Raw genomic sequence first — 15,166 nt, 5'->3', positions numbered from 1 at the left:
GGGGTACGGCAATGACTAATGTAAAAATAACCTCCTAGAAAATATAATTAAAAAACCTTAATCCGCGTAACATAGTTATATTTCATAAAAGGGGAAAAATACAGTGTAGAGTTATAGAAGGTTTAAAGAATTCTAAAGATAAGGGAATTCAGTTGGGTAGCCTACTAGAAGTTTACCTAAAGAGTTCAATAAGCATTATAGTAAGTGGAAAAATAAAGAAGTAACAGGAGTTGAATCTGCAAAATTATTGAATATAATCAGAGCCACATTATATAGACACATAAAAGAATATGAAATGTAAGAGAGGGTTAACACCTTTTTTTTTATGGAATGAATTAAGAACAGTATATTACATTCATAAATTTTAATAAGGTAGTTTCTTTAAAATTGATTTGTTAAAATTGATTTGTTAAAATTGATAAGAGGATATTATTTTTTTGGTTAAACAAGTACTTAACGACAACTACCAAAGAACAAATAATTAACATTTTACCATATCAAGGGTTTAAAGATTCTTTTTATTACCCCAAAATGACTGTTCATGCTTTTTCTGTTGCATTTTATTGTATTTTTGTATAAGTTAATATTAACAAATGGACATCCATTAAAGATTTAGAAGCTAGTGCCACACCTGTATTTAAATACAAAACAAATATTTTAGAGTGATGTTAAAAATAAGAAAATTTACATTTTTTTAAATTATTAAAAAAACCATCTATTTTAGGTTTTTTATAAAAACTGAATAAGCCCTTGCTAATGTAAGGATTTATATAATAAAACAAAGGGGGATTTAAAAATGAAAAAAATGAAAAAAATGAAAATGAAAGTTCTTACTTTATGCTTATCTTTAGGAATGGTTGCAGGTACTTTACTTACACCAATTTCCACTTATGCAGCTGCTTGGAATGACAATCACTCAGGTTATGCTACATATACTGGTTCTGGATATTCTGGGGGTGCAGTACTTCTAGATCCTATTCCTTCTACAATGGAAATTACTGCATTAAACCCTGCTGACCTTAACTATAATGGAATCGATGCAGCTTTAGCTGGTGCATATTTAGAAGTACAAGGGCCAAATGGGAAAAAAACTACTGTATGTGTTACAGATTTATATCCAGAAGGAGCTAATGGAGCTTTGGATCTTTGCCCAACCTCTTTTGCTAAAATTGGTAATATGTCTGCAGGAAAAATCAATATCAATTGGCATATAGTAAAAGCGCCTGTAACTGGAATGTTTTCTTATCGTATAAAAGAAGGTAGCAGCCCATATTGGGCAGCTATTCAAGTAAGAAATCATAAATATCCTGTTGTGAAAATGGAATTTTCAAAGAATAATACTTGGGTTAATATGAGAAAAATGCCATATAACCATTTCCTTAGTGAGAATATGGGGACAGGCTCTATTAAGATAAGAATAACGGATATCCGTGGAATATCCGTTACAGACACAATATCAGCTTTACCTAAAAGCGGAGATTCTCCCGCTTATATTATTCCTGGACATGTTCAACTACCAGATTAAATTAAAATTTAAATGAAGGTGGGTAAAATTATGAAAAAAATTATAAAAGTTGGAATGTCAATTTTATTATTTACAGCAGTGTTAACAGCATTTGGAGCTAATAATAAAGCAAATGCTGCTGCAATATGGTCATCACCAGAAAAATATGGGGCATGGTCTAATGGTGGATATACATTAAATAATGACGTATGGTCACAAGATACAGTAGGACCTCAAACTATTTGGGCTAACTCATATAGTAATTGGGGAACATGGTCAGCACAGCCCAATACGGGAGGAATAAAATCCTACCCCCATGTTGAAAAAGCAATAAACAAAAAGTTAAGTACTGTAAAGACAGCTACAAGTAGCTTCAATGTTACAGTTCCTACAAGTGGAACTTCTATGGAAACTGCCTATGATATATGGTTATCTGATCCTAATGCTTATGATCCTAGTCATCCTAGTAAGAATAAGCATGAAATTATGTTATGGATGAATCAATATGGAGCAGTAAATCCAATTTCATATAAGTGGGATTCAGCAGGTCCTATTCCAGTGTATAAAAATGTATCTATAGGAGGTCATACATGGAATGTATATATAGGAAACAATGGATCAAATAATACAGGAAATATGGTTTACTCATTTATAAGAACTAATGGAAATATTAGTTCAGGGTCTCTAGATATTAAGGCAATAGCTAACTGGATTAAGAATACACCAAAATGGTATGGAGATATTGTATTCGATAATATACAATTTGGATATGAGATTACATCAAGTTATAATGGTGGTAAAGGTTATAATTTTAACACAAATACTTTTTCTGTAATATTTAATTAGAGAAATGAAAGAAAAACTACAACTGTGTTATACTTATACAGTTGTAGCTTTTTTTATAAGTATTCAAGGTGACTAAAAAACTTAATCATAAACTAATGTATCTAAGTATTTTCAATGGATAAACGATATAATTTACAGGTTTTTACTCCTGTTATGTTTTTTAACTTTTCAAAAAATGATGATAAATTAATTATTATGGGAATAGGAAAAACACTTCAAAACCAACAAAAATATAGAAAATTATATAGGGAATAAAGTAAATTCATGAAATTATCACAAAACTAATAACAAATTTTTTATTTTTAACTGGTTATTATCTTATAAATTAATTCACACAAAAAAACTAAAGATTTAATTTTTAATCTCGATGACAAAAATAACGAAATAAGGGTTTCAGATGAAATCCATAAGATAAATTGTATTAATTTGAGATATTGTGAACTAGCTGTATTTAACTTAGAAGTGGATGAGTGAGTACATAAGAAATATTTCGTACACCTAAGTTTACACGATTAACTAGTACACTTTTATTTGTTATAAAAATAGAAATATGAGTGCTTATAAATTAAAAAGATTTAAATTAAATATCGAAGGAGTTTTATATGATTAAGAAATTACCAAATGGTGACTTGGATTTAAATGTCCTAGAAATCAAAGATGTTATTGATATTAAGTTACTGCAAACATTTCAAGACAATTTTGCTACTGCACTTACTATGTCGAGTGTTACTGTAGACAAAGATGGCATTGCTGTAACTAAACCAAGTTCTTATACAAGGGCCTGTTTAAGCTTTACACAGTCAACTAAAATAGGCCATAATCATTGTGCATTATCACACAAAGAATGTGGAGAAGAGGCTACAAAAACAGGTAAACCATATATTCATACTTGTCATGCTGGATTATTAGATTTTGCTGCGCCCATATTGGTAGGTGATTATCATATTGGAAGCATTTTAGGAGGACAAGTTTTTACTTCATCTCCATCAGAAGCAGAATTTAGGAAAACAGCGAAAGAAATTGGTGTTAATGAAGACGATTATGTAAAGGCAATTAATGAAATTCACATAACTCATGAGAAAAATGTAATAGCTGCTGCTGAGGTGCTCTCAATAGTAACGAATTCACTGTCACAGGCTGGCTATGAAAAACTCAAATTAAGTATAATGTCTCAAACTCTTGCAGATAATTTTAGCCAAATTTCTGCAACTATGGAAGAACTCAGTGCTTCTTCCATAACAGTAACAAATAACCAACATAACTTAAGTGAAGAGATTATTAACGTAAAGAACATATCTATAGAGATAAATTCAATATTGGATTCTATAAAAAGTATAGCAGATCAAACAAAGATGCTTGGATTAAATGCTGCTATAGAAGCTGCTAGGGCAGGAGAGGCTGGTAGAGGCTTCGGTGTAGTTGCAACTGAGATAAGGTCTTTATCACAAAATTCAAAGGAAACCGCTGTAAAAATATTAAATCTTACAAATAAAATACAAGAGTCTGTTGATAAGACTATTGAAACTTCTCATGCTACACTTGAGACTACAGAGCAACAATCAGCTGCAATTCAAGAGGTTACTTCTACTCTTATGGAAGTTACAACTTTAGCTGATGAATTAAATGCAATGGCAAATGATAATTAGCATTTAACATAATAAAGTGTTTATTGATTGTTTTTATTAAAACATAGTAAATATAGGCATAAAAAACATAGGTGCGAGTATATAGCACCTATATTTTATGCCTTCAATAGCCTCAAAGTGAATGTAACTCAATTGTGTTACATTCAAAACATCGATATACAATTGCTATTCTGAATGTTTACAACGATATATAATAAAATTAGTCTTAGTCCAACAAAAAAATTAGCCTAGGATCATCTTTGGCAAAATCAGCAGTAATTAAAAAATTACTGCTTTTTCCTTATAAGTTCAAACATTCTTCTAGCTCTCCAGAACGAATATACACTAGATATTTTAACTGCACATACTAAATGAAAATAACAAATTTTATATAACTTAATTCCAAAAAACTACAATTTTATTTGTTGCTTCATCTACATATGTCATATACCTTATAGAACTTTCAAACTGACTTCTAGACATATTTATAAATTTAGAAGTATCCCATGGATTTATTACTACTACAGTGTCTTTAGTTACACTCTTTATTGAATATGAGTGACCTCCATCCCCTATAATCCCTTTACTTGGATCAGCTATACTAAAATCACAGGCAGCTGTAATACCATCTCCAGAGTTACATTTTAAAGTCATAGTATTCATCATATTCGTTTTAGCAGTATCTCCACTAACTACATTTTGGCCGAATCCTGTCATTTTCGCAAATACATCACAAGCAAAACAACCATTATAAACATTCATGGCTTTTTGCATCCCAGCTTCTATAACTCTAGCATCAAGGTCTCCGCTTATGTATGCATTGGCTACATCTGTTTCCGATACTGTCTGTTTTCCGGAACCGAAATTGAGTGTATAACTACCATTACTGTCAACTGAGATCACTTTACTTAAAAATTTTTTACCAAATTTACTATTAGCTAATGCCTGTATTCCAGAAACAGCACCGCAATCATTAGCAGCTCCCTGGTGGAATATGCTTAGTCTCCCATCAAGTTGCGTTGTTGGATCACCTATTGTTCCTGCAAAAGCAGAAACTGGTGTAAATAGAGTACCTGCAACCAGTCCTAAAGATAGACATGAAGTAATGACTTTCATTTTAAATTTTTTCATTTTTAAATCCCCCTTTGTTTTATATAAATCCTTAATGGTTGTACCTTTGTTAATATTAACTTATCTAAAAATACAATAAAATACAATAGAAAAAGCAGGAACAGTCATTTTTTGATCATAAAAAAAATTATAAAACCCTTAATATGGTAAAATGTTAATTATTTGTTCTTTGGAGGTTGTCGTTTATTACTTGTTTAACCAAAAAAATAATATCCTCTTATCAATTTTAATAAATCAATTTTAAAGAAACTACTTTGTTAAAATTTATGAATGTAACATAACGTTCTTAATTCATTCCATAAAAAAAGAAGGCGTTAACCCTCTCTTACATTTCATATTCTTTTATGTGTCTATATAATGTGGATTTGCTTATCTTCAATAGCTTTGCAAATTCAACGCCTGTTACTTCTTTACCTTTCCACTTATTATAATACTTCTTAAAATCTTCAGGTAACTTTCTATTAGGGCTACCCAATTTAATACCTTTACTCTTCACATTCTTTAATCCTTCTATAACTCTACCCTATATTTTCTCCCTTTCTTTATCGGCTATATAAGACAAGAAATTAATAAGCATATTGTTTATCGTATAATCTAACTTGATGTCTCCTATGTTTACTAAGGGGTTATCAAGTATTATTACTTTTATACTTCTCTCAAAGAAATATTGTAGTTCCTTTGGGGTATCCATGAAGTTACGTCCTAACCTAACAACTCCCCACAAATTACTATTATTGTTTTATTACTAAGTGTATCATGAAACCTATTAAGCGTCATGATATACTTTTGAAACCAGTTGGATGGGTTTATAGATACTATTATCCGTCTTTTTCAACGTCTCATTTAACTATACTTTAATGAACAACATTAAAAAAATATCTGGTAATAGCTCATTAATTATTTTATAAGCCATTACCAGATATTTTTTATTAGTGATTAAACAAGTATTTAAATTCAAAATCCATTTTTTTACACGCTTATAGCCGTTTTCTGTTCAATTAATACATGTTTGCTGGTATTAATAAGAATAGTTGAGAGCTTAGAGTATATTTTTCGCTAAAAAATGCCTGAACCCCAATGAGATTAGCGTTTATACGTAGATATTAATGCTCTTTCCAATGACTAAATATTGTATTTTACATATTTTTTTCAAAACTAAGAAAAAATTACAAAAAAAGTGTTTGAATTTTCTTAATATTAAGGTATAATCAATAAGTACATAAAAATGTTAACGTTAACAAAAAATATATTTACGAAAAGGAGTTTTTATTAATGAAAAAAAAATTATGTCTACTAGTTTCTGCAGTGTTTTCTCTTTCCTTATTTTCACTGCCACAATTAACAAGCAATGTATATGCAGCCTCAGCACCTATACAGGTAAGAAGTACCGGTACTGCTAATGATTCAGCAGTTATCCAGGCAGCTATAAATAAAGCTGTACCTGGTGATACAATTTTGCTTACTAGCCCATCCTACAAACTAACAGCACCTATTGTATTAAATAAAGATGGAGCTATAGGAAACACTATAAAACTAAAATCATCAGGTACGGCAAAAGTTAAACTTGATTTTACTGGTGAACAAGATGGAGATAGTTCTTATGGAATTAACATCACAAATTCATACTGGGAACTAAACAATATAGAGGTATATAGTGCTGGTGATAATGGTATATTAATGAAAGGTGCTGCATCTAATAACAATACAATTACAAACTGTACAACAGATAACAATAATGATGCAGGATTACAAATTACAGCTGGTGCTCACGACAATTTAGTCCAAGGTTGTTTTTCTTTTGATAACTATGATATAGGCACAAAGGGTTCAAATGCAGATGGGTTTGCCTGTAAACTTGCTGCTGGAGCAGGAAACAAATTTATAAGTTGTACCTCTTATAACAATTCAGACGATGGTTGGGATTTACTTGGAACTGATGAAGCAGTTACAATAACTAATTGTACTGCTACTAAAAATGGATACTATCATGGTGATCCACAAAATTCGCTCAATAACTCAGGTATGAATGGTGATGGCATTAAACTTGGTGGTAATCAACAACCTCCAAAAGGTACACACAGATCATTAGGTAATCATGTAGTAACTGGATGTAAATCATATGACAATAAAGCAGCTGGATTTTCTCAAAATAATAGTGGCGCATCTTTATCTCTTACTGGTTGTGATGCTAATAGAAATGGTGCAAATAACATACTTAATGCTAATCAAAAAACTACTAAAGGCAACTTTAATTTCCCTTACAATCCTGGTAATGGACATGTATTTACTTTTACAAATTGTACAACGACAGGAAATTGTAACATATATTCTGGTGCAAAAGTTACAGGAGGCACTTTAACAGCAACAGCTCCTAATACTCCATTGCCTGGTATTAATAACTAGTTTATAAAAATATGCTTATATCTTAATATAATAAAAAATCACTATTTATATTGAAATTGTAAATAGTGATTTTTTTTATTTGCATTTTAATGGGGGACTCAAACCAGTTCTGCATACCCATTTAGAGGGGAAGTCCTCAAATTAAGACGAAAAACACGAAAAATGAAAATAACCTTATTTACAGTATATGGATTTAAATATATAATTAGTTTAACCTATTAGGGGTAGTGATCGCAAAGCGTAAATTAACAACGTTAAGCCAGTTATTCACAATTCAACACTATTATTTAAATATTCTGACTTATAATTAATAGACAATAGTTCTAAGTTTAAAAAACATATAACATCATTGTAAAGCATTGATATATCTAGGGTTTAATCACTAAATGATAAAGTTCTTATTTTTTACTCAAAACAAGTTAGTTAAAATGAAGTTATAGTAGGCATACGGAAACAATTCGTGTAAAAAACCATAGCAGAAGTAAAAAGCTGTAAATTATATCGTTTATCCATTGAAAAGACTTAGATACATCAGTTTATGATTAAGTTTTTTTGTCACCTTGAATACTTATATAGATAGTTTTAAGTAGGATAAACCTGTAAATCTTATTTATTAAGTTTCTTTTTGATACAAACTGTCTATATAGATAGCTTAAATGTAAATATTTTACTCATACCATGGTTTTTTACAAGAATCGGTGCCATACCCCTATGAAGATGTTTTAAGGTTCCTACTGGTGTGATTCAGAATTATGATGGCGAGACCATTAAATGGAAAACTACCATACTGGTGTGTATTGCAAAATAAATTAATTTGATACAAGTACAATAAATACTTCAAATTGGGCATATGAAACTGGCAGTGGTGGATGGGGAAATAATGAATTAGAATATTATACAAACCGATCTGATAATGCTAGAATTGAAAACTCGAATCTTATTATTGAAGCAAAAAAAGAATCATATGGTGGAATGGGCTACACATCAGCTCGTTTGAAAACTCAAGGATTAAAGGATTTTACTTATGGAAAAGTTGAAGCAAAAATAAAGCTTACAAAGGGACAAGGCATATGGCCAGCTTTTTGGATGTTAGGCTCAAATATTCCTCAAGTAAATTGGCCTGCATGTGGTGAAATTGATATTATGGAACATATAAATAATGAAGCTTTTGTTCATAGTACAATTCACTGGGATTATAATGGACATGCAACTTATGGAAATCCATCAAATAACATCAACGTAACTCAATACCATGTTTATGGAATTGAATGGGATACCAACTCAATTAAATGGTCCATAGATGGAACTCAGTATATGGAAGCAAATATAACTAATAATATTAATGGTACAGATGAATTCCATAAACCATTTTTTATTCTTCTTAATCTAGCAGTAGGTGGACAATGGCCCGGAAACCCAGATGGATCAACTCCATTCCCTGCTAGAATGTATGTTGACTATGTACATGTTTATCAACAAGGATCTGTATCTTCAAAAGTTACAACTCCAGCACTTAGTGTACAAGGAGGTCAATATACCACTGCACAAACTGTAAAATTAAGTTGTTCAACCTCTGGAGCTACCATAAGGTATACCTTGGATGGATCAACACCAAATATAAATTCATCAGTGTATAGTGCTCCAATTACAATATCCAGTACAACAACTTTAAAAACATATGCAAGCAAAAGTGGATTTATAGATTCAGAGGTTGTAACTGCACAATATACTATTAATGCACCTCCAGCTCAAGATTATACTTACGGTATGTATAAAAAAGATTTAGCTACCGGTATAATTTGGTTAAAATCTAATGTAAACTCAGCATGGGCAGATGTACACTATACTATTAATGGTGGAGGTCTACTTAATTATAGAATGACTTATAATAGCAGTACAACTGGATGCTGTTACTGCATCATACTAACATACCTTTTCGGGTGGATAGGCAAAAACACCCAGATTAAAAAGGGACTATTTAGTGACAAATTGACCATATCCGAACAAGACTGTCAAACATAGTGCTATATCATAGAATGTCAAAGTACCGAACCACACGGGCCGAATTTATCAGTAGCTGATAGTGCTTCACACAGAGTTTTGAAAAAATGTGGAATGAAAAAATATAAGGAAACAGACGATGAAATTTGGTGGCGCATGAAAGTTGCTGAATAATATAATCTTTAGTCAACATACTACGTATTCTTCATATATTATCCACCAACCCAAGAGGCAGCAACGCCTTTTTCTTAGATTGATGATAAACATTGATATTAATTAGTTTTAGGCTGTTTTTTATTCTTGTTGGTGTGATTCAGCTAAATGTTGGCGGGACCCAATATAGCAACGTTCATAATTTGTCTTATTTTTTTAACTAATGTTTCAATGCTAAAAGGTTTTAGGACATAATAATCGGCTCTTAGTGCTAGGGCTTTTTGAGTTGTTGTTTTTTTTGCAACTGCTGATAAAACTAGTATATGGGGCTTTATATCAAAATTCATTGTAGTTAACCTTTCTAGAACCTCCAACCCATCCATAATAGGCATATTCATATCAAGTATTACTACATCAGGCTTTTTTTCTTGAATCAACGCTAATGCTTCTATTCCATTCGCTGCGATACCCGTAACAACAATATCCTTTTGCATTGATATATAATCATTAAGAATATTACTAAAGTCTTTGTTGTCATCAGCAATGATTATGTTTATTTTCGACCCTTCCATATTTGCAATCTCCTTTACTTTTAATAATATATAATACTATTTATAAATTCCAAATGTTTTTTGTGGTTATGACTTTGTATAATAAATATTATAAATTAATTGTCACTTGAGCAATTCTTATCTTTATTGTTGTTTATGCAACCCATCATCATCATTACAGCTATAAAAATAGCTAGAACTGCTGTAGTAAAAAATTTATTTGGTATAATATAACTCATTCCACTCAATAAAGAAGTTATAACAACAGATAAGTATTTTAGCTTATTTCTTCTCTCTTTACTTTTTATTCTTTTATTAATATTATCAACAGGAGAAAAGATATATACAAGCAAAATAGAAATAATTAATACTACTATCGAAGTGAGAAGATTTATTGTTATATATTTACCGATAATAATCATTACACAAAAAGTTACAAAACTAATAAAAAAACATCCCCAATATGTTTTTGCATGAAAACCACCTGAAAATAATCTTATTGGACAAAAAAACACAAAAATAACTATGTAGTATTGTTGAAGTGAAAACAAATAGAATATTATATAATATGGAATTATCTTAGTAATTTCATCAAATAAACAGACGAATCCATAGTTCATTTTTTTTAGTTCTAGTTCCGTAAATTGAGAATTTGTTTCAGCAATCTTTTTCACTAAATAACTTACTAATTTATTCATTCATTTAACCTTCCTCTACATTAAAAATTTAGTTTTTAATGAAGTCCTTTCTATAGATATAATTTCATTATTATGCTCGACTAGTTGTTTAGTAATATATAATCCATACCCATGATCACCTTTTCCCTTAGTTTTTGTAGAATATCCCTTTTCAAAAATTTTGTTTATTATTTCTTTAGGAATATCACTTCCATTATTTGATATTTGAATGCAAAACTTGTTATCAAATTAGTTTTTTCAACATTAGGTCCACCCCCTTTTTTTAATTAGTACATCAAGAATTTTTTTGTATAAAAAACTATTACTTGATATAGTTATATATTCTACATAACTTTACATATTACTTTATAATAACTATATATTTACAATATAAATAAATAATTCCACATTTTGTTAGCATATTTAGAAATTAATCGCGTAATATTTGAATGTATAAAAACTATTAATACGAACTAATAAGTATTTCAAATAAATGAGTGAGATTCACATGTTATTTATGTAAATATTGGGGCAATTAGATTCACTGCTAATAATCAGGGAAACAATTAAATATGATGATTAGTTTATAACTGAATGTAATTCTTTTGATTGCAAAAAAACTTAGTGGCAATGCAACAATTTGCACGAAAAACAGCCATAAGACAGTTGTTGCCATTCTAACTGCCTAAAATAGCCACTTATAGAAATCATACATAATACTACAAAAACTTTTATTATGTATGATTTTTATAGTACAATGTTTGGTTAACGTTGTTATAGGTTACTTTGGTCCGGCGTTAGTCTGGATATCATTGGGCACGCTCCCGGTTGACTTCGCCGAATAGGTATATGGGAAAGGCAATGAACTTGGATAAGACGCCCCCGTTACAGATGTGCCTGTTGTTAAAACATAGCTATTATTCTTTTCATAATATGAGTAGGCAGTGTGTGTGGAATCATCGAAACCTATCTGAGTGCTCTGATTGGTCTTATAAAAGTAGTTGCTTTCAGAATAGATGACCCCACCACTACCAATCTGGTTTGCATTATATTGTTGCTGTAAATATCCGTCCGAGTTATATCCGTCAGAATCTGGGTTATTGTCAAAGTAATTATTATACAAATGCACAAATCCTCGCATAAGCGGACGTCCTTTCATATTCGGTCCAAACCAGTTATGATGCATGGTTACATGAAACTTGCCAGCACCATAGGTATAGGAGTCAGTGTAGTTTTGACCAATCACCATCGCAAGACGTTCACTTGCAAGAGCCTGGTTTGTACCAATCCACTTCCATATCGGGTCTGGACTCATGTTTAACCAACTAGTGCTAAAGTAAAAGTGGCAGTAGGACACCGTGATGTAATCAGACAATAATGAGAAGCTTATTAGGTCGTCACTTGTATTATAAATGGTGCAGTTTTTGACTAAGACATTAGTGCAGCGACGGAATGAAAGCCCCTCATAATTGGTGCCGGTGCCGTGTGGTTGTGTGTTTGCTCCACTTAATTTTTGAAGATCGCTGATATTTCCGTAAAATGTGATGTTTTTGATTACAATATTTTGAATGTTAGTGCCAGTAGACAGCTGTTCACCGGAAAATTTCAGCTGGATGTTTTGCAACGCGGTTGCGCAACCTCTGGCACCATCAGTGGTTGAGGTGTTCCAGTTTGTGCTCGCAAATGTAAGTGTTGTTAGTGAAGATCCGCCAGAGATACTGCCGGAGACAATGATATGATGTTTGCCGTTATTAAAAGCATTTTGAAGTTGTGCTAGTGAATTAACTGTAACCGCGGTATCCGTAGAACCTGTTGAGGTAGAGTATCCACCCGTGGATGCAGATGCAGCCTCCACCTTTAATATTCTAGAGTGTGGAAATAAAGTAGATACGAAAATAAGACTTAGCATTAAGAAAATTTTGACAGCTACTGATAGATTTTTCAAGCGCATTAGAAATCCTTCTCATAATTTGGGTGGTTTGCCTATCCTGACGAAAAGGTATGTTAGTGTATTTTTATATAGGATGTAACTTGTTATTTTAGATGATGTTAAGAAAGTGTACTTTTTTAACATCATCTAAAATGGTTAATACATTTATTTTTTGTGCTTTTGAACATTCAAATTAAATAATTGGTATTTTCAAACGATTGTTGAGTACACATTAGGCTTAATCGTAATCACATATTTACATGATTATAGCCGATTGCTATTACATTATTACCTATACCACGGAATATATCAATGTTAATTAAAAACATTTGTATAAGCATCTAGGGTTCTATAGTAAGAAGCTTTCGGAACATATAATGTTGAGAAAAGCAGTGGATTATCGATTCTCCAGGATACATTATCAGAAAGTCCCCACCATGTAATGCCTGTGATATTTGCGCCTGCTTTTTTAACCTCACAGATTGCTTTCATAATATTATATGAATATGCTGCCTGTTCCGTTTCCGTAGTTGCACCTGCATCTAGTTCTGTAATCTGAATCTCTAACCCTGCATTCATAAATGCCTGTAAAGCTGAATTGTAATAGTCAACACTTGGAAATGAAGTACTGAGGTGAGATTGGTAACCGATACCATTACAATAACGAGTACCTGAGTTAATATAATTAATCATTTTTATGATATTAGAGGATTCCATGTATTCATTATAGTCATTGTAGAATAGACTTACTTTGTTTGTCAAACCAAAATGACTTGTTGTTTCGTAAGCATAACGGAATGCATTTTTTACAAATTGAGGAGAAGTTGTAACATTTCCATAAATCTTAACCCATCCTGATGTGGATGGAGAATGTAAGTACTCATTTACAACATCCCATGCATAAACAACACTGCCATAATTGCTTGAATAAACATGATTCATAATTGTCTTTATATAAAATTCCATACGTGCATCCATAACAGTTGAACTTACGTAGCTTCCGCTGGAGCTGTATCTTGTATTAAATAACCAAGATGTAGTCTGCGATTGCCATATTAAAGTATGTCCACGGACACCCAAACCGTTCTTGTAGCAAATTTGTAATGCCTTGTCAACAGCAGTAAAATCAATCTTTGGTACTGTAGTCTCTGTATAATTACTTGGAATATAGTATCCTAATGCTTTTGCTTGTGAAACCGTAAGCAAAGTCGGAGATAAACAAGCAATGCATCCGGCTTTATTTCGTTTTCAAGGGTAATGCTGTTGTATCTTTGTTTAATCACACTTAAAGTAGCCGGATCCTGTAACTGGGCTAATGTTACACAGGAACTCATTAGCTCCTGTGATTACTCATTTTCAGTATCATTATTTTTCGTTGATCCCCCCACTTTTTTTGCATAAAAAACTTGACAAGTCTGTAGTATTTTGCGGTCCTCCTCCTAAAGACATGTTTTACGAGGAGGATTATTTTATGCTTAAAAATTGGAGTTCTCATGCTGATTATCAGCAATTTATTATTTCAAATCTCTCATGTTTCTACAAATCTTTTTCTAAAAAAATTATAGAACTTGAACCTTCTATATCTAAGTTGTATTGCTTAGACTTAGATATTCTTAGAGAGATATTAAAACCTTATTATTCTAATATCGGTAGACCTGCAACTCTTCAACCTGAAATATTCCGTTCATTTTCTTTAATGCTTTTTCAAAAGGAAACAAGCATTACCAACTGGGTTAAAAAACTTCATGCTAGTGAGTTGCTTGCAACCTGTATAGGCTGCACTATAAATAATGTCCCATCACTTGGTGCCCATTATGATTTTATCTCTAGATTATGGCTCTCAAATCTGTCTACCGACAGATCAAATCTAAGAAAAATATATTCATATAAGAGGAAACCATCTAAAATTAAGGCACCCGGGAAAAATAAAAAGCTTCCTAACAAAAAAACTGGTGTTGTTAAGAGAGTTTCAGATTTTTTTGAAGCAGGTCGCTCATTTTCTCTAAGAGCCGAAAGGCTGCTTCAAAAAATATTTTCATTAGTTGCTGTAGTAACCTCTTTTAATCTTAATTTAATAGAAAAAGATAACCTTACAGTTGGCGGTGATGGTACTTGTGTTCACTGTAAGTCTTCTTACTATGGTTCTAAAGTTTGTGACTGCCGTCAAAATGGAATTTGCGGTTGTTTACTCTTGTGACTCGCGGCTCAAAACAATTGAAAATTGTTTATAAAACTAGAACCTGCTCAGAACGTATAAATAATCATATTCTTAATGATTATAGAATTCATTCTTTACGAATACATGGTAAAAAACGTTATTCATTTATGACTATGATTGCCGCAAT

14 protein-coding genes are annotated in these 15,166 nt (G+C 31.5%); 6 read left to right on the top strand and 8 right to left on the bottom strand.

All coding sequences use genetic code 11. The features are described 5' to 3' along the window. Nucleotides 1–796 precede the first annotated feature (796 nt). From LL038_RS09480 to LL038_RS09470, 3 genes are all read left to right on the top strand, one after another. Nucleotides 797–1,525 (top strand): expansin EXLX1 family cellulose-binding protein, encoded by a 729-nt coding sequence (locus LL038_RS09480; RefSeq protein ID WP_326493443.1) that lies wholly within the window; start codon nucleotides 797–799, stop codon nucleotides 1,523–1,525. Between the two features lie 30 nt (nucleotides 1,526–1,555). Beyond that, complete coding sequence (locus tag LL038_RS09475) at nucleotides 1,556–2,350, top strand: GH12 family glycosyl hydrolase domain-containing protein (protein ID WP_268056043.1); 795 nt, start codon at nucleotides 1,556–1,558, stop codon at nucleotides 2,348–2,350. A gap of 602 nt (nucleotides 2,351–2,952) precedes the next feature. Continuing rightward, on the top strand, nucleotides 2,953–3,996 hold the full coding sequence (locus tag LL038_RS09470) for a PocR ligand-binding domain-containing protein (protein ID WP_216128195.1): 1,044 nt from the start codon (nucleotides 2,953–2,955) through the stop codon (nucleotides 3,994–3,996). A gap of 375 nt (nucleotides 3,997–4,371) precedes the next feature. Here LL038_RS09470 and LL038_RS09465 read toward each other — a convergent pair whose 3' ends face one another. The 3 genes from LL038_RS09465 to LL038_RS09455 form a co-directional block, all read right to left on the bottom strand. Beyond that, entirely contained in the window at nucleotides 4,372–5,106 is a 735-nt protein-coding gene (locus LL038_RS09465) for a hypothetical protein (RefSeq protein ID WP_268056042.1), read from the bottom strand. A gap of 325 nt (nucleotides 5,107–5,431) precedes the next feature. Beyond that, nucleotides 5,432–5,602: an HTH domain-containing protein gene (locus LL038_RS09460; RefSeq protein WP_216127769.1), complete on the bottom strand. Its 171-nt coding sequence runs from the start codon at nucleotides 5,600–5,602 to the stop codon at nucleotides 5,432–5,434. 27 nt (nucleotides 5,603–5,629) lie between these two features. Continuing rightward, nucleotides 5,630–5,797 (bottom strand): hypothetical protein, encoded by a 168-nt coding sequence (locus LL038_RS09455; protein WP_216127773.1) that lies wholly within the window; start codon nucleotides 5,795–5,797, stop codon nucleotides 5,630–5,632. A gap of 581 nt (nucleotides 5,798–6,378) precedes the next feature. On the opposite strand from LL038_RS09455, the gene LL038_RS09450 reads away from it, so the two are divergent. Next, nucleotides 6,379–7,509: a right-handed parallel beta-helix repeat-containing protein gene (locus tag LL038_RS09450; protein ID WP_216127775.1), complete on the top strand. Its 1,131-nt coding sequence runs from the start codon at nucleotides 6,379–6,381 to the stop codon at nucleotides 7,507–7,509. 828 nt (nucleotides 7,510–8,337) lie between these two features. Next, nucleotides 8,338–9,531, top strand: a complete 1,194-nt coding sequence (locus LL038_RS09445) for a family 16 glycosylhydrolase (protein WP_268056073.1) — start codon at nucleotides 8,338–8,340, stop codon at nucleotides 9,529–9,531. A gap of 296 nt (nucleotides 9,532–9,827) precedes the next feature. Here the strand turns inward: LL038_RS09445 and LL038_RS09440 are convergent, their stop codons facing one another. The 5 genes from LL038_RS09440 to LL038_RS09420 form a co-directional block, all read right to left on the bottom strand. Then, nucleotides 9,828–10,235, bottom strand: coding sequence for a response regulator (locus LL038_RS09440; RefSeq protein WP_216127779.1), 408 nt, complete (start codon nucleotides 10,233–10,235; stop codon nucleotides 9,828–9,830). Between the two features lie 95 nt (nucleotides 10,236–10,330). After that, nucleotides 10,331–10,912 carry an accessory gene regulator B family protein gene (locus LL038_RS09435; protein WP_216127781.1) on the bottom strand — a complete coding sequence of 194 codons (582 nt, stop codon included), beginning with the start codon at nucleotides 10,910–10,912 and terminating at the stop codon, nucleotides 10,331–10,333. Between the two features lie 15 nt (nucleotides 10,913–10,927). After that, nucleotides 10,928–11,122, bottom strand: coding sequence for an ATP-binding protein (locus tag LL038_RS09430; protein WP_216127795.1), 195 nt, complete (start codon nucleotides 11,120–11,122; stop codon nucleotides 10,928–10,930). Nucleotides 11,123–11,672: 550 nt separating this feature from the next. After that, a complete protein-coding gene (locus tag LL038_RS09425) occupies nucleotides 11,673–12,842 on the bottom strand; it encodes a hypothetical protein (RefSeq protein ID WP_216127783.1) in 1,170 nt (389 codons plus the stop codon). A 294-nt stretch (nucleotides 12,843–13,136) separates the two neighbouring features. Further along, a complete protein-coding gene (locus LL038_RS09420) occupies nucleotides 13,137–14,027 on the bottom strand; it encodes an endo-1,4-beta-xylanase (RefSeq protein ID WP_253200371.1) in 891 nt (296 codons plus the stop codon). A 265-nt stretch (nucleotides 14,028–14,292) separates the two neighbouring features. On the opposite strand from LL038_RS09420, the gene LL038_RS09415 reads away from it, so the two are divergent. After that, nucleotides 14,293–15,018: a hypothetical protein gene (locus LL038_RS09415; protein ID WP_216127785.1), complete on the top strand. Its 726-nt coding sequence runs from the start codon at nucleotides 14,293–14,295 to the stop codon at nucleotides 15,016–15,018. The last annotated feature ends 148 nt before the right edge of the window (nucleotides 15,019–15,166 follow it).

The organism is Clostridium estertheticum (assembly GCF_026650985.1).
GTDB lineage: Bacteria > Bacillota > Clostridia > Clostridiales > Clostridiaceae > Clostridium_AD > Clostridium_AD estertheticum_C.
The sequence above is the reverse complement of the archived record's forward strand: the minus strand, read 5'-3'. Positions and strand labels throughout refer to the sequence as shown.